The organism is Ramlibacter algicola, assembly GCF_016641735.1.
GTDB classification, from domain to species: domain Bacteria; phylum Pseudomonadota; class Gammaproteobacteria; order Burkholderiales; family Burkholderiaceae_C; genus Ramlibacter; species Ramlibacter algicola.
Window position 1 is genome coordinate 270,424 of the sequence record NZ_JAEDAO010000001.1, and the last position, 20,145, is coordinate 290,568.

Sequence of the window (20,145 nt, forward strand, 5' to 3'; positions counted from 1 at the left end):
GCGGCGCTTTGCAGGAATTCTAGCGGTGGGGTCCACGCCCGTGGGGCGTAGCGCGGCCGTGGGCGCGCGGTCGGGTTGGCCCGTTCAGGCCACCCGGCAGATCTTGAGCATGTTGGTGCCGCCCGGCGCGCCCATCGGTTCGCCGCAGGTGATGGCGTAGATGTCGCCCGACGTCACGATGCCGCGGCGCTTGAGGTGCGCCTCAGCGTCGCTGAGCGCCGTGTCGCGGTCCGCGCTCTGGTCCATCAGCAGCGGGCGCACGTTGCGGTACAGGGCCATCTTGCGCTGCGTCTCCACGCGCGGCGTCAACGCATAGATCGGGATGTGGATGCGGTGGCGGCTCATCCACAGCGCGGTCGAGCCGGAATCTGTCAGCGCCACGATCGCCTTGCAGCCGAGGTGGTAGGCCGTGAACAGCGCGCCCATCGCGATCGACTGGTCGATGCGCTGGAAGTTCATGCCCTTGAAGTCGGCGTCGAGCGCGACGTCCTCGGCCATCTCCGCCTCGGCGCAGATGTTGGCCATCTCGATCACGGTCTCGACCGGGTACTTGCCGGCGGCCGTCTCGGCGCTGGTCATCACGGCGTCGGTGCCGTCGAGCACGGCGTTGGCGACGTCGCTGACCTCGGCGCGCGTGGGCACCGGGTTGGTGATCATCGACTCCATCATCTGGGTGGCCGTGATCACCACCTTGTCGCACTCGCGCGCGAGCCGGATCATCTTCTTCTGCAGCGCCGGCACCGCGGCGTTGCCGACTTCCACCGCCAGGTCGCCGCGCGCGACCATGATGCCGTCGCTGGCGCGCAGGATGGCCTCGAGGTTCGGGATCGCCTCGGCGCGTTCGATCTTGGCGATCAGCCCCGGCTTGTGGCGGTAGTCGGCCCCCGCCACGTTGCACAGCTGGCGCGCCATCTCCATGTCGGTGGCCGTCTTCGGGAAGCTCACCGCCACGTAGTCGGCCTTGAAGGCCATCGCCGTGCGGATGTCCTCCATGTCCTTGGCGGTCAGCGCGGGCGCCGTGAGGCCGCCGCCCTGCTTGTTGATGCCCTTGTTGTTGGACAGCACGCCACCCAGCTTGACGGTGGTGTGGACCTGCTCACCGCGCACTTCGTCGACGGTCAGCACGATCAGGCCGTCGTTGAGCAGCAGGACGTCGCCCGGGCGCACGTCGCGCGGCAACTCCTTGTAATCCAGGCCCACGCCATGCACGTCGCCCGGTTCGGCGCGCGATGCATCGAGCACGAACTTCGCACCGGGATCGAGCTGCACCTTGCCTTCGGCGAACTTGCCGACGCGGATCTTGGGGCCTTGCAGGTCGGCCATGATGGCCACCTCGCGGCCGGCGGCCTGCGCGGTTTCGCGCACGAGCCGCGCGCGGTCGATGTGGTCCTGCGCGGTGCCGTGGCTGAAGTTCAGGCGCACGACGTTCACGCCGGCGCGGATCATCTGTTCCAGCGTCTTCGGGTCGCTCGACGCGGGGCCGAGCGTGGCAACGATCTTGGTGGCGCGGCGGGCCATGGGCAAAGTCCTGTCTCGTGGATGCGCTGGCATTCTCACATGCCGCGCAGCGCGTCGGGGCTCTCAGGCCTTGGCGCGTTGCTGCAGGATCTCGAACGCGGGCAGGGTCTTGCCTTCGAGCACTTCGAGGAAGGCACCGCCGCCGGTGGAGATGTAGCCGACGTCCTTCTCGATGCCGTACTTGGCGATGGCCGCCAGCGTGTCGCCGCCGCCGGCGATGCTGAAGGCGGACGAGTCGGCGATGGCACGCGCGATGGTTTCGGTGCCCTTGGCGAACGCGTCGAACTCGAACACGCCGACCGGGCCGTTCCAGACGATGGTGCCGGCAGCCTTGAGCTGGGTGGCCAGGCGTTGCGCTGTATCCGGACCGATGTCCAGGATCAGGTCGTCCTCGGCGACGTCGTCGGCGCGCTTGACGGTGGCCGGCGCATCGGCCGCGAAGGTCTTGGCCGTCACCACGTCGGTCGGGATCGGCACATCGGCGCCGCGCGCCTTCATCGCCTCGATCACCGCGCGCGCTTCGCCAACCAGGTCGGCCTCGGCCAGCGACTTGCCGATCTTCAGGCCGGCCGCCAGCATGAACGTGTTGGCGATGCCGCCGCCGACGATCAGCTGGTCGACGTTCTTCGCCAGCGATTGCAGGATCGTGAGCTTGGTCGACACCTTGGAGCCGGCGACGATCGCCACCAGCGGGCGCTTGGGGTGCGCCAGCGCCTTGGTGATGGCATCGATTTCGGCGGCCAGCAGCGGGCCGGCGCAAGCGACCTTGGCGTACTGCGCGATGCCGTAGGTGGAAGCTTCGGCACGGTGCGCGGTGCCGAACGCGTCGTGCACGAAGATGTCGCACAGCGCGGCCATCTTCTTCGCGAGCTCGGGGTCGTTCTTCTTCTCGCCCTTGTTCAGGCGGCAGTTCTCCAGCAGCACGACCTGGCCGGGCTGCACGTCGACGCCGTCGACCCAGTTCGACTTCAGCGGCACCTCGCGGCCGAGCAGTTCGGACAGCCGCTGCGCCACCGGCGCGAGCGAGTCCTCGGGCTTGAACTCGCCCTCGGTGGGCCGGCCCAGGTGCGACGTCACCATCACGGCCGCGCCGGCGTCCAGCGCCATGCGGATGCAGGGCACGGAGGCGCGGATGCGGGTGTCCTCGGTGATGCGGCCCTGGTCGTCCTGCGGCACGTTCAGGTCGGCACGGATGAACACGCGTTGGCCGCGGGCGCGGCCCTGGTCGCACAGGTCGGAAAAGCGCAGGACGTTCATGGCGGTGTCAGCTCGAAAGAGGACCGCGATTGTAGGCAGCGCGACCAACGCGACAGGACCTGCTGGCCCGACAGCGCTACCAGCCGAGGAGGAGGTGCAGGGGCAGGTAGACCGCCATGCCGCCGGCCATCGTCAGCAGCACCGAGCGGCGCAGGAAGTACAGCAGCGCCCCAACCAGCGCGCCGTAGCAGCGCGCGTCGGTCCACGGCACCGTGAGCGCGCCCTGCGTGAGCACGACTTCGGGAATGACGACGCCCGCCAGCGCCGCCACGGGGGCGTACTGCAGTGCGCGCGAGGCCCAGGCCGGCAAGGCCCACGGCCGGTCGAGGATGAAGAAGAAGCAGCGCGTGAGCACGGTGACGCCCGCCAGCCCGGCGATCACGCCCAGCGTCCACCAGTCGGTGGCGCCGCTCATGCCGCCTGCTCCTTGCCGGCCGGTCCGCCGCGCTCGAGCCACAGGCAGGCGAGCACCGCGACGCCGATGGCCAGCACCACGTTCAACTTCAGCGGCATCGCGTGTGCCGCCACGGCAACCAGGCCAGCGACCACCGCCGCGACCACGCGCAAGCGGGTCGCCGCCAGCGAGCACACGATGCCCACGAGACACAGCACGCCGGCGAAGCCCAGTCCCCAGCCTTCCGGAATCGCATTGCCCACCGCGATGCCGAGCAGGCTGGCACCCATCCACGCGCACCACGTCATGCAGTAATTGCCGGCGAGGAACGATTCCTGCGCCGCGCGGCCGGCAGCGTCGGTGGCGGGGTGCGCGTACCGCGCGGTGAACAGCGCATAGCTCATGTCGGCGGTGAGGTAGCCGTTGGTGAGGCGCCGCCAGCGCGGCATGTGGATCAGGTACTCGCGCAGGTGCAGGCTGAAGACGACGAAGCGCAGGTTGACGCAGAAGCCGGTCGCCCACACCACCCACGCCGGCGCGCCGGCGACGATCAGGGGGATTGCCGCCAGTTGCGAACTGCCGGCGTAGACGAACAGCGTCATCGCGACCGCTTCGATGACGCTCATGCCTGACTTGACCATCGCGACGCCGGTCATCAAGCCCCACGCGGCGATGCCGGGCGCGATCGGCGCGCTGCTGCGCAGTCCCTCGCGGAACTCGGGCAGCCGGCGGACGGAGGCGAGGACGAACATCAGGCGGCGCCGAAGCGCTGGCCGGCCTGCAGCGGCCAGCCGCGCAGCGCGTCGGCAACGGCCAGCCGCTTGCCGCCCGGGCGCTGCACGTCCAGCACGCGCAGCACGCCGTCGCCGGTCGCCACGTCGATGCCGTCCGGTCCGACAGCGAGCAAGGTTCCGGGCGCCGCGCCGGCCAACGCGGGCAGGACCTGCGCGCGCCACAGCTTGACGGTGTCGCCGCCCAGGGCGGTGGACGCACCGGGGAAGGGATCGAAGGCGCGCACGCGTCGCTCGATCACGCGCGCCGGCTTCGACCAGTCGATGGCGGCTTCCGCTTTCTCGATCTTGTGTGCGTACGTGATGCCGTCGGCCGGTTGGGGCGTGCGCGTGAGGCCACCGCATGCGGCCATCTCCAGCGCTTCGACGACCAGGCGTCCGCCGAGGTCGGCGAGCCGGTCGTGCAGCGACGCCGTCGTGTCGTCGTCGCGGATCGCCATCGGCTCGACGAGCAGCATGTCGCCGGTGTCCAGGCCGGCGTCCATCTGCATGATGGTGATGCCGGTACGCGCGTCACCCGCCTCGATGGCGCGGTGGATCGGCGCGGCGCCGCGCCAGCGTGGCAGCAGCGACGCATGGATGTTGAGGCACGCGAGCTGCGGCGCGTCGAGCACCCACTGCGGCAGGATCAGGCCGTAGGCCGCGACCACCATCACGTCCGCGCGCGCCTCGAGGATCGCCGTGCGCGCCTGCTGCGCGTCGTCCGGGAACTTGCCGTCCAGGCGCAGGCTGCGTGGTTGCGCGACGGCGATGCCGTGCTCCTGCGCGAACTGCTTGACCGGTGACGCCTGCAACTTCATGCCACGCCCGGCCGGGCGGTCGGGCTGCGTCAACACCAGCGGGATGTCGAAGCGCGCCGCATGCAGGCGCTGCAGGGCGACGCGAGCGAACTCGGGCGTGCCGGCGAAGATCACCCGCATCGGCAACCGCCTCAGTCGCCGCGATCGGGCGTGTTGATGAACTCCATGCCCTGGTGCGCGCGCCGCACCACGCCGGCCTCATCGAGGTAGACGTAATAGAACATCCAGCCGCCGTCGAGGTCCTGCCAGCGGTAGGTCAGGATGGGGCCGTTCCAGCTGGAAACGCGGTCGACCAGCGCCGGCGGGCCGAACTCGCGTTCGACGTCGGCACGCGTCCACTGGTCCGGCACGATGCGGTTGAACTCGCGCAGCGCCATCACCTGCCGCACGCTGGTCACGCGGCCGGCGGCGTCCAGGTCGACCATCCAGGCGAAGCGGCCCAGCGGCTGCAGCGAGTACTGCAGGCGTTCGCCGCCCGCGATGGGCACGACCCGCGTCGGCTGGCCGAGGCGTTCGAGCACCTGCTGGCGCGTTGCGCCCACCGGCACCGAGCCGGCATTGAACGGATTGGCCGCGCACGCGGCCAGCACCAGGGCGGCGGCGACCAGGGCGAGACGGCGCATGGAGATTTCCCTTCAGGCGCGTTCGGTGTCGCGCTTGGCCTTGAGCATCTTGGTCTTGATGCGATTGCGCTTGAGCGGCGACAGGTATTCGACGAACACCTTGCCCAGCAGGTGGTCCATCTCGTGCTGGATGCACACCGCCAGCAGGCCTTCGGCCTCGATCGTGCGCGGCTCGCCCTTGTCGTCCAGCGCGGTGACCTTGACCGACGTGGAACGCTCGACGCCGTCGTAGATGCCGGGCACCGACAGGCAGCCTTCCTCGTTGACCACCTTGTCCTCGCTGGCCCACGCGATCTGGGGATTGATCAGCACCATCGGCTGGTCGCGCTCCTCGGAAATGTCGATGACGATCACCCGCTCGTGCACGTTGACCTGGGTGGCGGCCAGTCCGATGCCATGGGCGTCGTACATGGTCTCCAGCATGTCGGCCACCAGCTGGCGGATGCGGGCGTCGACCGCCTGCACCGGCTGGGCGACGGTGTGCAGGCGGGGATCGGGATAGGTGAGGATCGGGAGCAAGGCCATGGGGGGTCGCGGCGACAAGGGCGGGCCGGCAGCCCGCGAGGTGTCGCTATTTTCGCCACTTTTGCTGTCGGGCGCCGGGCGCCACAGCCATAAACGTTGCGGAAATCAAGGGCTTGAGTCCAGAATCGCCAGTGATTTGTCAAGTTTCGTGACGAGGAGGACAACCATGATGCGCCACCGCAAGGCACCGCCGTATGCCGCGCATGCCCTGGCCGTGCTGGCCGCTGCCGTGCTGGCTTTGCCCGTGTCGGCGCAGACGCCGCCCAATGTGTTGCCGTCGCAGCGTGCGACTGCGCAGCAGGTGGCACAGGCGGGCGTGCCGCTGTCGGAACTGGCCAAGGACGCGCCGGACAGCTACACGGTGAAGTCGGGCGACACGCTCTGGGACATCTCCAAGAAGTTCCTCACCAGCCCGTGGCGCTGGCCCGAGTTGTGGGGCATGAACCTGCAGGACATCAAGAACCCGCACCGCATCTACCCGGGCCAGGTCCTGGTGCTCGAGAAGGTCGACGGCCGCGCGCGCCTGCGCATGCAGGCCCAGGGCGATGCGCCCCCGACGGAAACGGTGCGCGTGTCGCCGCGCGTGCGCTACACGGCGCTGGGCGACACCTCCATCCCGATGATCAACCCGGGGCTCATCGAGCCCTTCCTCGCCGAGCCGGTGGTCGTCGGCGAGGGCGACCTGCAGAAGGCGCCGCGCCTGGTGGGCTCGGCCGACGAACGCGTGCTGCTCACGCGCGGCGACCGTGTCTACGCGCGCAGCAGCGGCGGTGCGGCCATCGCCGAAACCCCGGGCAAGGTCGACGAATTCCGCGTGTTCCGCAATGCCGTGCCGCTGGTGGACCCGTACACCAGGAAGGTGCTGGGCTATGAGGCCCAGTACCTGGGCCAGGCGCAGCTGCTGCGCGGCGAAGGCGTCGAGACCGCTGGCGAGAAGTCCACGCCGATCCCCGCGACGCTGGAACTCACCAACGCCCGCAGCGAGATGCGCGCCGGCGACCGCCTGCTGCCCGAACCGGGCCGCCAGCTCGTGAGCTACGCGCCGCGCGCGCCCGAGCAACGCATCGACGGCGCCATCGTCTCCATCTACGGCGATGCCGTCGGCCTGGCGGGCCACAACCAGGTGGTCGTCATCAACAAGGGAACGGCCGACGGCGTCGCGTCCGGCCACGTGCTGGCGATCATGAAGACCGGCCAGACCATCGTCGACAAGTCGCAGCCGGGCGAGCGCAGCCAGCTGAAGCTGCCCGACGAGCGCAACGGCCTGCTGATGGTGTTCCGTCCGTTCGAGCACGTCTCCTATGCCCTGGTGCTGGAGACCCCGCTCGGCGTGAAGGTCGGCGACCGCCTGGTCAACCCGCGCTGATCCCGGCGCCATGGAGCGCGAGGAGCTTGCCGCCTGGCTGCGCCTCGCGTGGGCGCCCGGGCTGGGGCGCACGACGGCGCGCCGCCTGCTCGCTGCCTTCGGGCTGCCACAGGCGGTGTTCGCGCAGGACACCACCGCCATCGAACAAGCCACCAGCGCGGCCGTGCCGCCGCTGCTGCGCGAGCGCCCCGCCGGCCTCGACGCCCTCACCAATGCAACGCTCGACTGGCTGGCGCAGGCACCGGCCGGGCAGTCGCGCCGCGTGCTCACGCTGGCCGATCCGCTCTATCCCGCGTCGCTGCTGCAGACCGAAGATCCGCCACTGGTGCTGTACGCCGCCGGGCAGCCGGTGGATGCCTGGCCGCGCGCCATCGCCATCGTGGGCAGCCGCAATCCCACGGCCCAGGGCCGCATCGATGCGCGCGAGTTCGCACGCAGCTTCGCACGCAGCGGGCTGACGGTGGTCTCGGGGCTCGCGCTGGGCATCGACGGCGCGGCGCATGAAGGCGCGCTCGACGGCGCAGCGGACGGGCAACTCGCCACCATCGCGATCGTGGGCACCGGGCTGGACCGCGTGTACCCGCAGCAGCACCACGACCTCGCGCACCGCATTGCGTCGCGCGGACTGCTGCTGTCCGAATACCCGGTCGGCACGCCGCCGCTGTCCGACAACTTCCCGCAGCGCAACCGCATCATCTCGGGCCTGGCTTCCGGCACGTTGGTGGTGGAAGCGGCGGTGCGCTCGGGTTCGCTGATCACGGCCCGCCTGGCCGCCGAGCAGGGCAAGGACGTCTACGCGATTCCCGGCTCGATCCACTCGCCGCAATCGCGTGGCTGCCATGCGCTCCTCAAGCAGGGCGCCAAGCTGGTCGAGACCGCCGAGGATGTGCTCGAGGACATGGAAGCACCCGTGCGCGCACCAACGCGCCCGACCCCGCGCGAGGACGTGCCCTTGCTGCAGGCGATGGGCCACGCGCCCCTGAGTCTCGACGCGCTGGTGGCACGCACGGGCACCAGCGCAGCGGACCTGCAGGCGCAGTTGCTCGAACTGGAGTTGCAGGGCCGTGTCGCGCGCCTCGCCGGCGGCCTGTTCCAGCGTCTTGAGCGCGCGTAGTCGCACGCGCACGCCGACGCGTGCATGCAACACCGCGTGCATCGCGCACGCAAACGCGTGCGGCTCCGCTATATTGGCCTTCCATGTTCGATGTCCTCGTGTTCGTCTACGAACACTACTGGCGCGGGGAGGAACCTCCCGAACTCGAGCAACTGGGACGCAGGCTCAGCGCCCACGGCTTCGAGGCCGACGAAATCCAGCAGGCCCTGGCCTGGCTCGACGGCCTCACCGTCGCCGCCCAGGGCAGCTCCCCCGACACACCCGGCACGCCGCCCGCGCATGAGCAGTCGAGCGATTCGATGCGCGTGTACTCGGTCGCCGAGCAGGACCACCTCGGCGCGCAGTGCCTGGGCTTCATCAGCTTCCTGGATTCGGCAGGCGTGATGCCGCCGGGCATGCGCGAGATCGTCATCGACCGCGCGATGGCCGCGCCCGGCGACCCGGTGGCGATCGACGACCTGAAGATCATCGTGCTGATGGTCTACTGGAGCATGGGCTGCGAGCCCGACGCGCTGGTGCTGGACGAACTGTGCGATGACGGCGAGGGGCGCCTCGCGCATTGAGGGCGCCGGCGGGCAGGCGAACGCGAAAAGTCGCAGAAATGAAAAAAGGGATCCTCGGATCCCTTTTCTGTTGGTGGATGCGGCTTACGCCAGCAGCCGTTCCGGATTCGCGTCCAGTTTCGCGAGTGCATCGCGCGTGGCGCGGACAGTGAGCGCCTCTTCCTCCGCCGGCAGCAGGAGGCCCGCCTGCAGGTAGGACGCCAGGCGGCGCGCCTGGATCAGGAAGCTCTTGCCGTCGGTGGACGCCAGCAGGTGCAGCTGGCCGCGATCGCTGCGCCACACGTACTGCACCTGGTGCTGCTTGCCGTTGTGGTCCAGCGTGAACCAGGTGCCCTGCTGCAGTTCCTTGGCCCACGCCATCATCGCGTCGCTGGGGTTGGAGCCGCCGTCGGTGACCACCTCGATGGACGACGCGTCGATGCCCAGCATCATCTCGATCGCATCGGAGTCCAGCGGCAGCTCGGCGCCCGGATCGTCGGACACGAAATCCTCGAGGTTTGCGAGCCGCTTGGTCATGGCGTCGATCTGCGCCTGCGGGATCGACTCCGTCTTGGACATGAAGGCGTCGGCCAGCGTGTCGCCGATGACCTTGATGTGCCTTTCCTGGTCGGCCGCGGCCAGCCCCAGCAGGGTCATGCCCGAGCGCAGCCGCTGCAGCAGTTGCGGCAGGTCCTGGATCACGCGCGCGCGTTCGGTGCGATTGGGCTTGGCGCTGGCCGACCACACCAGGTCGGCGGCGGACTTCTTCAGCGCCACGGTCTCGGTGTGCTGCACGCCGTGCTTGATCGCCGCGACGGCGAGCACTTCGGCCCAGACCTTGAACAGGAACTCGCGGATCTCGTCGCGCACCGGCACGTCGTTGAGCATCTTGCGCAGCTCGATCGTGTACTGCACGGCAAGCGTTTCCTTCTGCTCGACCTGCTGCGCGACGCTGACCAGGCGCTGCGTGTCGCCCTTCTCGGTGAGGAACTTGGAGAGGAACTTCTGGAACTCGTCGTAGACGAGCTGGAACACGCGGCGGCCGGTCTCGGGGTACTGCTCGATGACTTGCACGATGCGCTTGATCTCCATCTCCAGCGCGCTGCCACCGATGGACGCGCTGTTGAAGCCCAGCACGCACGATCCCATGCGATCGATCAGCTGGCGCGCCGGGTGCTGCAGCGTGCCGAAGAATTCCGGTTCCGCGAGCGCGACGCGCAACACGGGCATCTGCAGGCGCGCGAACCACACGCGGACGGCGGGCGGGATGCGTTCCTCGGAAAGGATGCTCTGGAACATCAGCGCGACGATCTCGATGGTCGCCTTCTCCGACTGCGTGCTGGCTTTCTTCTTCAGCTCGGTCGTGCGGTCGCGCAAGTCGACCGCCACGCGCTCGACCGCCGCATCGTCGTAGACCACCACCTCCTGCACCGTGGCGCCAGCTTCCATCCGCGTGGCCACCTGCGATTGCATCTGGGTGTGGTGGCCGATCGCTTCCTGCAGCGCCGGCGACGCGGGGGCGCCGGCCTGGTCGATGTTGAAGTTGGCCTTGTCGGTGAGCAGGCGCTTGAGCTGCCCGATGACGCCGGTGGCCCGCATGCGTGCGCGCGCCAATGGCGTGGTGCCGGTCAGCAGGCGGGTCTCGTCGTGGACGCCGCCGCGGCCGCCGTACGCGCTGGCCGGTCCGGCACGGCCGCCGGGCGCACCACCGGCCATGCCGCCGCCCGCGAAAGCACCGCCACCGCCCGCGGCGCCGCCGGAGGGTCCGCCGGCGTAGCCGCCACCTTGGGACGCGCCGCCGCCCGAGTAGCCGCCACCTTGGGGGGCGCCACCGCCACCCGAGTAGCCGCCACCCTGCGAGGCGCCACCGCCACCCGCAGGACCTGCATACGCTTGCGCGCCGCCGCCGCCGCCGCCACCGCCACCGCCGCCAGTCGCGTACGCAGCGCCGCTCGAGCCGCCGCCGGAAGGCGCGCCGCCGGCGGATGGTCCGCCGTAGCCGCCACTGCCGGAGACGCCGGCCTGGCCACCCCCGGGGAAACCTCCCTGGCCGCCGCCAGACGTGCCGCCCGCGGAGCCAGCGGTCGAGACCCCTGCGTCGCCCGGCGCCGATTCCTGCGGCGCTTCGCCGGCAACCCCGCCCGGCCCGGAGGGACGCGCGTTGGCGGTGCGCTTGACGCGCCCACTGAGGTCGATCTCCGGCATGACGCCGCGTTCGACCAGGAAGGCATTGAGCGACTCGTAGGCCGCCACCGCCTTTTCGGTCAGCGCCTTGTGGATGACGTCCTGCGCGCCCTGCCAGCTGCCGCGCGACAGGCCGGCGGCCGACCATTGCTCCACGAGGTGCTGGGCGATCGCTTCGGGCCGCAGGATGTCCTGGCTGGAGAGCTCCTCGTCGTTCTCCAGGTGCTGCATGCGCACCTTGAGGTCGTTGAGCTGCCAGGTCGCCTTCTCGCCGATGGCCAGGGCGAGGCGCGAGGACAGGATCTTGTTCTCGACGACGTCGTCGCCGATCAATTCGAGGTTCAGCGCTTCCAGCCGCACGCGCGCGGTGGCCGTCGGCGGCATCAGCGCACGGCGCCACGACTTGGCGGTGGCGTCGGTCCACAGGCGCCGCTTCTGGTCGAACGTGAGCAGGTTGTCCCGGCGCTCCTGCGAGTCCCGCGCGCTGGCCGAGGCGTCCACCAGGTCCGCCAGCCGCCCGCGGATCGCGTCGGCGAGCCCCGGGAGCACCTCCTCGATCTTCGCGACGAAGTGCTCGCGCGCCTGGCGCGCGAGCGGCACCTGCGGCGGCTGGGTGGTGGACTGGAAGCGCTTCACGGGTGGTGCATCAGACCACGGCCCCGGCGTTCGGGTCGTTGGGGTCTTCCTTGCGGGACCCGGCCTTCACGAGATCCTCGCGCTTGACGCCCAGCCACATGGCGATGGCGGCCGCGACGAAGACGGACGAATAGATGCCGAACAGGATGCCGATGGTCAGCGCCAGGGCGAAGTAGTGCAGGGTCGCGCCGCCGAACAGCAGCATCGACAGCACCATGATCTGCGTCGACCCGTGGGTGATGATGGTGCGGCTGATCGTCGACGTGATGGCGTTGTCGATGATCTGCACCGTGTCCATTTTGCGGTACCGGCGGAAGTTCTCCCGGATCCGGTCGAAGATGACCACCGACTCGTTGACGGAATACCCCAGCACCGCGAGCACCGCGGCCAGCACCGCCAGCGAGAACTCCCACTGGAAGTAGGCGAAGAAGCCCAGGATGATGACCACGTCGTGCAGGTTGGCGATGATGGCCGCGACGGCGAACTTCCACTCGAAGCGGAACGCCAGGTAGACCACGATGCCGACGACCACCATGGCCAGTGCCTTCAGGCCGTCGGTGGCAAGCTCCTCGCCCACCTGCGGGCCGACGAACTCGGTGCGGTGCAAGGTGACGGGTTCGCCGCCGGCGGCAGTCTTGCAGACCCGGCGCTGCTGCTCGTCGGCGATGCGACCTTGCTCGCTGGCGCACAGCGCTTCCATCACCCGTTCGGATTGTTGCGCCGAACTGACGCCCTTCTGGCTGGGCAGCCGGATCAAGACGTCGCGGGCGGTGCCGAAGTTCTGCACCTGCACGTCGGCGAAACCCATGCCGACGACGGCCTGGCGCACCTTCTCGACCTCGGCCGGTTGCGCGTAGCTCACCTGCATCACGGTGCCGCCCGTGAACTCGTTGGACAGGTGCAGCCCCCGGTGGAACAGGAAGAAGACCGCCGCCGCGAAGGTGAGGAAGGAGATGACGTTGAACACCAGCGCATTCCGCATGAACGGGATGTCGCGGTGGATCTTGAAGAATTCCATGTCGAGTCCTCTTCCTCACTCCGGCTTGGTTATAGCGTCCCCCGGAGCGGGGCGCCAGACAGTGCCGATCGAGACCGACTTGAGCTTTTTCTTGCGGCCGTACCAGAAGTTCACGAGCCCGCGCGAGAAGAACACGGCGGAGAACATCGAGGTCAGGATGCCGATGCAGTGCACCACCGCGAAGCCTCGCACGGGACCCGAGCCGAACGCCAGCAGCGCCAGCCCCGCGATCAGGGTAGTCACGTTCGAGTCCAGGATGGTCGCCCACGCGCGGTCGTAGCCGGCGTGGATGGCGGCCTGCGGCGAAGCGCCGTTGCGCAACTCCTCGCGCACCCGTTCGTTGATCAGGACGTTCGAGTCGATCGCCATGCCCAGCGCCAGCGCCATGGCGGCCATGCCGGGCAAGGTCAACGTGGCCTGCAGCATCGACAGGATCGCCACCAGCAGCAGCAGGTTGACCGCCAGCGCCAGGCCGGAGAACAGCCCGAACAGCATGTAGTAGACGACCATGAACGCGCAGATCGCGGCAAAGCCCCAGGCCACGCTGTGGAAGCCCTTGGCGATGTTCTCGGCACCCAGGGTCGGGCCGATGGTCATCTCCTCGACGATCTCCATCGGCGCCGCCAGCGCGCCCGCGCGCAGCAGCAGCGCGAGGTTGTTGGTCTCCTCGACCGAGAACGCGCCGGTGATCTGGAAGCTGCTGCCGAACTCGCTCTGGATCGTGGCCACCGAGATGGCCTCGCCCTTCTTCTTCTCGAAGAGGACCATCGCCATCAGCTTGCCGACGTTGTCGCGGGTGAAGTCGCGCATGATGCGGCCGCCGACTTGGTCCAGCCGCACGCTGACGGCGGGCCGCTGCTTGTCGTCGAAGGTCGACGAGGCGTCGACGATGCGGTCGCCGGTCAGGATCACCTGCCGCTGCACGACCACCGGCGCCATCGTCCCGTCGCGGCGGCGCTCGAAGAAGCGCTCGGACCCGAAGGGCACCTCGCCGCTCGCCGCGGCGGCGCTCATGTTGACCGCGCGCACTTCCAGGACCGCGGTGCGCCCGAGGATGTCCTTGGCGCGCGCCGCGTCCTGCAGGCCGGGCAGCTGCACCACGATGCGGTCGATGCCCTGCTGCTGGATCACCGGCTCGCTGACGCCCAGCTGGTTCACGCGGTTGTGCAGCGTGGTGATGTTCTGCTTGAGCGCGCGGTCCTGCACCTCGCGCAGGGCCTGCGGCTTGAAGGCGCCGACGATCTTGAAGTCCTGGCCGTCCGCCACCTGCGTGACGTCCAGCTCGGGGAACTGGTCGGCGATCGCGGCACGGGCGGCGGTGGCCGTCTGCGCGTCACGCAAGCGAACCTCGACGCTGCGCCCGTTGCGCGAGACGCCGCCGTGGCGCACGTTCTTGTCGCGCAGCGTGGTGCGCACGTCGGCTGCCAGCGAGTCGGCCCGCTTGACGATGGCCGCGTCCATGTCCACCTGCAGCATCAGGTGCACGCCGCCGCGCAGGTCCAGGCCCAGTGCCATCGGCTTTGCCCCGATGGCCGCCAGCGGTGCGGGCGTCCTGGGCACCAGGTTCAGCGCGACGACGTAGTCGGGGTCCTGCGGATCGCCGGCGTTGAGCGCCGCGTTCAGCGCCTCCTTGGCCTTGAGCTGCTCCTCGGGACTCTGGACCTGGATGCGGATCGAGGTCTCGTCCTGGCTGACGACGCCCTCGACCTGGGCCTGGGCCAGCGCCTGGTCGACCTTCTGGCGCGTGCCGCGGTCGACCTTGACCGTGCTCTTGCCCGAGGACACCTGGACCGCCGGCACCTCGCCGAAGAAATTCGGCAGGGTGTACAGCACCCCCACCACCAGCGCGACCAGGATGATCGCGTACTTCCAAACGGGGTATCTGTTCATGGTTCGGCGCCGCGAGGGCGGCCCGGCGCCGTGGCACCGTGCCGTCCGCGGCGGGATCTCACTTGATGGTGCCCTTGGGCAGGACCTGGACCACGGCGCTGCGCTGGACCTGCACTTCGACGCCACCGGCCACTTCCAGGCCGATGTAGCTGTCGCCCAGCTTGGTCACCTTGCCCAGCAGGCCGCCGGCGGTGGCGATCTCGTCGCCCTTGGCGAGGGCTTCGATCATGGCGCGGTGCTCCTTCTGGCGCTTCATCTGCGGGCGGATCATGATGAAGTACAGCAGGCCGAACATGACCACGAAGGGCAGGGCCTGCATCAGCAGGTCCGGGCCACCGGGCGTGGCCGAAGTGGTCTGGGCGAAGGCGGAGGAGATGAACACGGGGACTCCAGGAAAAACGTCGGTCCGGGACAGGCGCGGGCCCGCGCAGCACATGGGCTGCACGGGCGCGCGCACGAAGGCGGGATTGTAGTTCGCCGCTGGGGGATGAATGCTTGCGGCCTACATGGCCGCAGGGCCGTCCTCAGGCCGCCTGGCGTTCGGCGGCGGGCGCGCTCCAGCGCTGCATCAGTGCCTGCCAGCGCTCACGCGCGGCGGCGACGTTGCGTTCCTTCACGTGGCCGAAGCCGCGCATCTGGTCGGGAATCGCCGCGATCTCCAGCGCCAGCGCGTGGTTGCCGGCCGTGAGCCGCGCGAGCACCTGCTCGATGGCGGCGCGGTACTCGTCGATCAACGCGCGTTCCATGCGGCGCTCCTCGGTGCGGCCGAAGACGTCCAGCGCCGTGCCGCGCAGGCCGCGCAGCTTGGCCAGCACCTGGAAGCCCAGCACCATCGCCGGCCCGTACTTGCGCTTGACCAGTTCGCCCTTGGCATTGCGCTTGGCCAGCAGCGGCGGCGCGAGGTGGTAGTGGATCTTGAAGTCGCCGTCGAACTGCGCGGCCACCTTCTCGCGGAAGCCGGTCTCGGTGTGCAGGCGCGCGACCTCGTACTCGTCCTTGTAGGCCATCAGCTTGAACAGCTGGCGCGCGACCGTTTCGGCCAGGCTGGTCTTGCCCAGCGGCGCTTCAGCCTGGCGCACGCGCTCGACGAAGTCGGCGTACGACTTCGCATAGGCCGCGTTCTGGTACGCCGTGAGGAACTCCACGCGGCGCGCCACCAGCGTTTCCAGCGTCTCGCGCTTCTTCAGCTCGATGACCTGCGCCGGCGTGAGCAAGCTCTCCACCTGCGCCGGATCGTGGGCGGCGCGGCGGCCCCACTCGAACGCCGCCTTGTTGGCATCGACCGCGACGCCATTGAGCTCGATCGCGCGCAGCAGCGCCTCGCGGCCCAGCGGGATCCAGCCCTTTTGCCACGCGTAGCCGAGCATCAGCGGGTTGGTGAAGATGCTGTCGCCCATCAGCTTGGTCGCGGCGGCATCGGCGTTGAAGCGGCCCAGCGCATTCGCGCCGACCGCGTGGCCGATCTCCTCGGCGCACGCGTCCGCCGGGTTCGCCCAGTTGCCGTTCTTCACGAACGCGGCCGTCGGCGTGCTGTGCACGTTCAGCGCGACGTGCGTGCGGCCCTCGCGCATGCGCAGCACGGTTTCCTTGCCGGCAGCGACGATCGGGTCGCAGCCAATCACGAGGTCCGCCGCGGCCATGCCGACGCGGGTGGTGTGGATGTCCTCGGCGCGCTCGCCGATCAGCACGTGGCTCCAGGTCGCGCCACCCTTCTGCGCCAGGCCCGCCGCGTCCTGCGTGACGATGCCCTTGCCCTCGATGTGCGCGGCCATGCCGAGCAGCTGGCCGATGGTGATCACGCCGGTGCCGCCGACGCCCGCCACCACGATGCCGTAGGCGCCGTGCACCGCGGGCAGCGCGGGCTCGGGCAGCTCGCCGAGGTCGTACGGCGACGCCGCCTTGGCTTTCGCCTTGGCCTTGAGCTTGCCGCCTTCGACGGTGACGAAGCTGGGGCAGAAGCCCTTGAGGCAGCTGGTGTCCTTGTTGCAGGTGCTCTGGTTGATCGTGCGCTTGCGGCCGAACTCGGTCTCCAGCGGCTCGACCGACAGGCAGTTGCTCTTCGCGCTGCAGTCGCCGCAGCCTTCGCACACCAGGTCGTTGATGAACACGCGCACCGCCGGGTCGACCATGGTGCCGCGCTTGCGGCGGCGGCGCTTCTCGGTGGCGCAGGTCTGGTCGTACAGGATCACCGTGGTGCCGGTGAGCTCGCGGAACTCACGCTGGATGCGATCGAGCTCGTCACGGTGTTCGACCTGCACGCCCGGCGGCAGCTTGGCGACCGTGTACTTCTCCGGTTCGTCGGTGACCACCGTCAGCTTGGCGACGCCTTCGGCCACCAGGCTGTGTGCGATCTGCAGCACCGAGTGGCCCTCGGGCCTCTCGCCGACCTGCTGGCCGCCGGTCATCGCGACCGCGTCGTTGTACAGCAGCTTGTAGGTGATGTTCACGCCCGCCGCGATCGACTGCCGCACGGCCAGGATGCCGCTGTGGAAGTAGGTGCCGTCGCCCAGGTTGGCGAACACGTGCTTCTCGCCGGTGAACGGCTGCTGGCCGACCCAGGGCACGCCTTCGCCGCCCATCTGCGTGAAGCCGAGAGTGGAGCGGTCCATCCACGTCGCCATGAAGTGGCAGCCGATGCCGGCCATCGCACGCGAACCTTCCGGCACCACGGTCGACGTGTTGTGCGGGCAGCCGGAGCAGAACCAGGGCAGGCGGTCGCCCTTGACCTCCATGACCTGCATGGAGCGCTCTTTCGCTTCCAGGATGGCCAGCTGCGCGTCCAGCCGTGCGGTGGTGTCGGCGTCCAGGCCCAGCTTCTTCAGCCGGCGCGCGATGGCGCGGGCGATCAGTGCCGGTGACAGGTCCGCGTTGGCGCGCAGCAGCGTGTTGCCCGACGGGTTGGGCATCGACCACTCGCCGCCGCTGCCCTCGCCCTCGGCCGCGTCGAACTTGCCGACCACGGTGGGCCGCGCGTCCGAGCGCCAGTTGTACAGCTCTTCCTTCAGCTGGTATTCGATGACCTGGCGCTTTTCCTCGACCACCAGGATCTCGCGCAGGCCGGTTGCGAACTCGCGCGTGATCTGCGCTTCGAGCGGCCACACGACGGCGACCTTGTGCACGCGGATGCCGAGGCGCTGGCACGTCGCGTCATCGAGGCCCAGGTCCAGCAGCGCCTGCCGCGTGTCGTTGTACGCCTTGCCGCTGGCGATGATGCCGAAGCGGTCGTTCGGGCCTTCGATGACGTTGTGGTTCAGGCGGTTGGCGCGGATGTACGCCAGCGCCGCGTACCACTTGTAGTCGTACAGGCGCGCCTCCTGCTCCAGCGCGGCGTCCGGCCAGCGGATGTGGACGCCGCCGGGCGGCATCACGAAGTCGGTGGGCAGCTGGATCTGCACGCGCTCCGGATCGATCATCGCCGTGGCGCTGGACTCGACAATCTCCTGGATCGTCTTCATGCCGGTCCATACGCCGGCGTAGCGGCTCATCGCGAACGCGTGCACGCCCAGGTCCAGGATCTCCTGCACCGTGGCCGGGAAAAACACCGGCAGCCCGCAGGCCTTGAAGATGTGGTCGCTCTGGTGCGCGGCGGTGGAACTCTTGGCGACGTGGTCGTCGCCGGCGACGGCAATGACACCGCCCCAGGGCGTCGTGCCCGCCATGTTGGCGTGCTTGAAGACGTCGGAGGTGCGGTCGACGCCCGGGCCCTTGCCGTACCAGATGCCGAACACGCCATCGAATTTCTGCTCGGCCTTCGGCGCGAAACCCAGTTGCTGCGTGCCCCAGATCGCGGTGGCCGCGAGTTCCTCGTTGACGCCCGGCTGGAACACGACGTTCTGCGCCTTCAGGTACTTGCTGGCTTTCCACAGCGCCTGGTCGTAGCCGCCCAGCGGCGAGCCGCGGTAGCCGCTGACGAAGCCGGCCGTGTTCTTGCCCGCCAGCGCGTCGCGCTGGCGCTGCAGCATCGGCAGCTTCACCAGCGCCTGCACGCCGCTCATGAAGGCGCGGCCATAGTCGAGCGAGTACTTGTCGTCCAGCGTGACCGTTTCCAGGGCCTTGCGGATGTGTTCGGGCAGGGGGGCGTTCATCGTGTCTCCAGCGAAGGCGCAGTGTAGGGCGGATGAGCGGATAAGTCTTTGCGTTCCATGCCGCGCCCCGGGTACGATGCGCAACATTCTTTCGCCGATGAGTCGATTTTGGGAAGCCTCGACAAGTTCGACCTGAAGATCCTGGAAGAACTCCAGGCCGACGGCCGCCTCACGAACGCCGAGCTCGCGCAGCGCGTGGGCCTGTCGGCCGCGCCCTGCTGGCGCCGTGTGCGCGCGCTGGAGGAAGCCGGCTACATCAAGGGCTACCACGCCGAGATCGACCGGCACCGCATCGGCCTGGGCGTGCTGGCCTTCGTGCGCCTGGACGCCGAGCGCAACACGGCGGAGGGGACTCAGGCGATGGAAGAGGCGATCCGCGGCATGCCCGAGATCGTCTCGTGCCACTACATCAGCGGCACCGGCACGTTCGAGTTGCAGGTGGTCGCCCGCGATCTCGAGGCGTTCTCGCGCTTCGCCCGCGAGGTGCTGCTGCACCTGCCCAACGTGAAGGATCTGCACACCAGCTTCTCGCTGGGCGAGGTCAAGGCGACGCGGACCCTGCCGCTAGGACACGTGACAAACGCCACCTGAGGCGCTTGGGCGGAGGACGTCAGGCCGTTCGCCGCCTGTCGAGCGCCGAGCGGGCCTGCACGAGGAGCTTGCCGCGCAGCAGCATGGCTTTGGCGGCCCATGGCGAGACGCCGCGCGTGAGAAGGTGCGTTCCGCGCGTGATGCTCGTGTACTGGAGCCCGAATGCGGCGCCGAGCCGCGCCAGGGCGGCGCGCGAGAAGAGCGAGATGTGACCGTTCCTCGGGGCCGCATACCACCAGGCGAGCCGTGTCGCGTCGGACACGACGCCGTCGTGCACCGCCGTGCCGATGAACACGATCAGCCGCTGGGCCGTGCACATTCCAACGATCGACTCCAGGGCAGCGACAGGGTCAGGCGTGTGCTCCAGCACTTCCATCGCGCTGCAGAAGTTGAAGTGGCCCGCGTGATGCGCCGATACATTGCTATGCCCGAACGGATCGAGCGACTCGAACGCCCACCCTGCATCGCGCATCAGTGCCGCCGTGAGCCCATTGCCGCCCCCGAAGTCGAGTCCGAGCACGTCCTTCTTGCGCGGCAGGAAGGACTGCAACTCGCGCGCGTTCACGCGGGGGCGGACGTCGACGTAGTCCGGATCGACTCTCACGTAGTCGGCGTTGTAGACATGCCGGGCCCATTGCGAGGGCGTGAATCCGTCGAAGAAGCGGGTGAAGATGAAGGCGCAGGACGGGCATCGGTGGTAGATGACCGGGATTCCGCTGATGCCAGCGGGATAGAGGCGATGGTCGCAGCTCTTCTGGAAGTCGACCACGTCGAACGGTGCGCTCACCGTGCCGCAGATCTTGCAGGGCGC

General features: G+C 69.2%; 17 protein-coding genes. 4 read left to right on the top strand and 13 right to left on the bottom strand.

Annotation, left to right across the window (positions count from 1 at the left end):
- Positions 1–84: 84 nt before the first annotated feature.
- The 7 genes from pyk to def all read right to left on the bottom strand — a co-directional run bounded on the left by pyk (position 85) and on the right by def (position 5,908).
- Positions 85–1,518, bottom strand: a complete 1,434-nt coding sequence (gene pyk / locus I8E28_RS01385; RefSeq protein WP_200786062.1) for a pyruvate kinase — start codon at positions 1,516–1,518, stop codon at positions 85–87.
- A gap of 63 nt (positions 1,519–1,581) precedes the next feature.
- Positions 1,582–2,775, bottom strand: coding sequence for a phosphoglycerate kinase (locus I8E28_RS01390; RefSeq protein ID WP_200786063.1), 1,194 nt, complete (start codon positions 2,773–2,775; stop codon positions 1,582–1,584).
- A gap of 76 nt (positions 2,776–2,851) precedes the next feature.
- The gene (locus I8E28_RS01395) at positions 2,852–3,190 is read right to left on the bottom strand and encodes an AzlD domain-containing protein (protein WP_200786064.1); all 339 of its coding nucleotides are present in this window, start codon (positions 3,188–3,190) and stop codon (positions 2,852–2,854) included.
- A complete protein-coding gene (locus I8E28_RS01400) occupies positions 3,187–3,921 on the bottom strand; it encodes an AzlC family ABC transporter permease (RefSeq protein ID WP_200786065.1) in 735 nt (244 codons plus the stop codon). Before I8E28_RS01400 ends, I8E28_RS01395 begins: the two co-directional genes overlap by 4 nt.
- A complete protein-coding gene (gene fmt, locus I8E28_RS01405; protein WP_200786066.1) occupies positions 3,921–4,880 on the bottom strand; it encodes a methionyl-tRNA formyltransferase in 960 nt (319 codons plus the stop codon). The genes I8E28_RS01400 and fmt overlap by 1 nt, the downstream gene beginning before the upstream one ends.
- Positions 4,881–4,891: 11 nt before the next feature.
- Positions 4,892–5,383: a hypothetical protein gene (locus tag I8E28_RS01410; RefSeq protein WP_200786067.1), complete on the bottom strand. Its 492-nt coding sequence runs from the start codon at positions 5,381–5,383 to the stop codon at positions 4,892–4,894.
- A gap of 12 nt (positions 5,384–5,395) precedes the next feature.
- Positions 5,396–5,908 carry a peptide deformylase gene (def, locus tag I8E28_RS01415; protein ID WP_200786068.1) on the bottom strand — a complete coding sequence of 171 codons (513 nt, stop codon included), beginning with the start codon at positions 5,906–5,908 and terminating at the stop codon, positions 5,396–5,398.
- A gap of 166 nt (positions 5,909–6,074) precedes the next feature.
- On the opposite strand from def, the gene I8E28_RS01420 reads away from it, so the two are divergent.
- The 3 genes from I8E28_RS01420 (at position 6,075) to I8E28_RS01430 (ending at position 8,951) form a co-directional block, all read left to right on the top strand.
- Positions 6,075–7,274, top strand: a complete 1,200-nt coding sequence (locus tag I8E28_RS01420; RefSeq protein ID WP_200786069.1) for a LysM peptidoglycan-binding domain-containing protein — start codon at positions 6,075–6,077, stop codon at positions 7,272–7,274.
- A 10-nt stretch (positions 7,275–7,284) separates the two neighbouring features.
- Positions 7,285–8,388: a DNA-processing protein DprA gene (dprA, locus tag I8E28_RS01425; protein ID WP_200786070.1), complete on the top strand. Its 1,104-nt coding sequence runs from the start codon at positions 7,285–7,287 to the stop codon at positions 8,386–8,388.
- Between the two features lie 83 nt (positions 8,389–8,471).
- Positions 8,472–8,951 carry a Smg family protein gene (locus I8E28_RS01430; protein ID WP_200786071.1) on the top strand — a complete coding sequence of 160 codons (480 nt, stop codon included), beginning with the start codon at positions 8,472–8,474 and terminating at the stop codon, positions 8,949–8,951.
- A gap of 84 nt (positions 8,952–9,035) precedes the next feature.
- Here I8E28_RS01430 and I8E28_RS20820 read toward each other — a convergent pair whose 3' ends face one another.
- The 5 genes from I8E28_RS20820 to I8E28_RS01455 form a co-directional block, all read right to left on the bottom strand.
- Positions 9,036–11,750 carry a DUF1631 family protein gene (locus I8E28_RS20820; protein WP_200786072.1) on the bottom strand — a complete coding sequence of 905 codons (2,715 nt, stop codon included), beginning with the start codon at positions 11,748–11,750 and terminating at the stop codon, positions 9,036–9,038.
- 10 nt (positions 11,751–11,760) lie between these two features.
- Complete coding sequence (gene secF / locus I8E28_RS01440) at positions 11,761–12,768, bottom strand: protein translocase subunit SecF (protein WP_200786073.1); 1,008 nt, start codon at positions 12,766–12,768, stop codon at positions 11,761–11,763.
- 15 nt (positions 12,769–12,783) lie between these two features.
- Complete coding sequence (gene secD / locus I8E28_RS01445) at positions 12,784–14,658, bottom strand: protein translocase subunit SecD (RefSeq protein ID WP_200786074.1); 1,875 nt, start codon at positions 14,656–14,658, stop codon at positions 12,784–12,786.
- Between the two features lie 58 nt (positions 14,659–14,716).
- On the bottom strand, positions 14,717–15,040 hold the full coding sequence (gene yajC / locus I8E28_RS01450; RefSeq protein WP_200786075.1) for a preprotein translocase subunit YajC: 324 nt from the start codon (positions 15,038–15,040) through the stop codon (positions 14,717–14,719).
- Positions 15,041–15,182: 142 nt separating this feature from the next.
- Positions 15,183–18,743 (bottom strand): indolepyruvate ferredoxin oxidoreductase family protein, encoded by a 3,561-nt coding sequence (locus I8E28_RS01455; RefSeq protein ID WP_200786076.1) that lies wholly within the window; start codon positions 18,741–18,743, stop codon positions 15,183–15,185.
- A gap of 108 nt (positions 18,744–18,851) precedes the next feature.
- Here I8E28_RS01455 and I8E28_RS01460 point away from each other — a divergent pair, with 108 nt between their 5' ends.
- Positions 18,852–19,334 carry an Lrp/AsnC family transcriptional regulator gene (locus I8E28_RS01460; RefSeq protein WP_200786077.1) on the top strand — a complete coding sequence of 161 codons (483 nt, stop codon included), beginning with the start codon at positions 18,852–18,854 and terminating at the stop codon, positions 19,332–19,334.
- A 19-nt stretch (positions 19,335–19,353) separates the two neighbouring features.
- Here I8E28_RS01460 and I8E28_RS01465 read toward each other — a convergent pair whose 3' ends face one another.
- Positions 19,354–20,121, bottom strand: coding sequence for a methyltransferase domain-containing protein (locus I8E28_RS01465; protein WP_200786078.1), 768 nt, complete (start codon positions 20,119–20,121; stop codon positions 19,354–19,356).
- Positions 20,122–20,145 lie beyond the last annotated feature (24 nt).

Excerpts from the sequence above, each read along its gene's own strand:
- pyk (WP_200786062.1), bottom strand. The coding sequence starts at position 1,518 with ATGGCCCGCCGCGCCACCAAGATCGTTGCCACGCTCGGCCCCGCGTCG.
- I8E28_RS01390 (WP_200786063.1), bottom strand. The coding sequence starts at position 2,775 with ATGAACGTCCTGCGCTTTTCCGACCTGTGCGACCAGGGCCGCGCCCGC.
- I8E28_RS01395 (WP_200786064.1), bottom strand. The coding sequence starts at position 3,190 with ATGAGCGGCGCCACCGACTGGTGGACGCTGGGCGTGATCGCCGGGCTG.
- I8E28_RS01400 (WP_200786065.1), bottom strand. The coding sequence starts at position 3,921 with ATGTTCGTCCTCGCCTCCGTCCGCCGGCTGCCCGAGTTCCGCGAGGGA.
- fmt (WP_200786066.1), bottom strand. The coding sequence starts at position 4,880 with ATGCGGGTGATCTTCGCCGGCACGCCCGAGTTCGCTCGCGTCGCCCTG.
- I8E28_RS01410 (WP_200786067.1), bottom strand. The coding sequence starts at position 5,383 with ATGCGCCGTCTCGCCCTGGTCGCCGCCGCCCTGGTGCTGGCCGCGTGC.
- def (WP_200786068.1), bottom strand. The coding sequence starts at position 5,908 with ATGGCCTTGCTCCCGATCCTCACCTATCCCGATCCCCGCCTGCACACC.
- I8E28_RS01420 (WP_200786069.1), top strand. The coding sequence starts at position 6,075 with ATGATGCGCCACCGCAAGGCACCGCCGTATGCCGCGCATGCCCTGGCC.
- dprA (WP_200786070.1), top strand. The coding sequence starts at position 7,285 with ATGGAGCGCGAGGAGCTTGCCGCCTGGCTGCGCCTCGCGTGGGCGCCC.
- I8E28_RS01430 (WP_200786071.1), top strand. The coding sequence starts at position 8,472 with ATGTTCGATGTCCTCGTGTTCGTCTACGAACACTACTGGCGCGGGGAG.
- secF (WP_200786073.1), bottom strand. The coding sequence starts at position 12,768 with ATGGAATTCTTCAAGATCCACCGCGACATCCCGTTCATGCGGAATGCG.
- secD (WP_200786074.1), bottom strand. The coding sequence starts at position 14,658 with ATGAACAGATACCCCGTTTGGAAGTACGCGATCATCCTGGTCGCGCTG.
- I8E28_RS01455 (WP_200786076.1), bottom strand. The coding sequence starts at position 18,743 with ATGAACGCCCCCCTGCCCGAACACATCCGCAAGGCCCTGGAAACGGTC.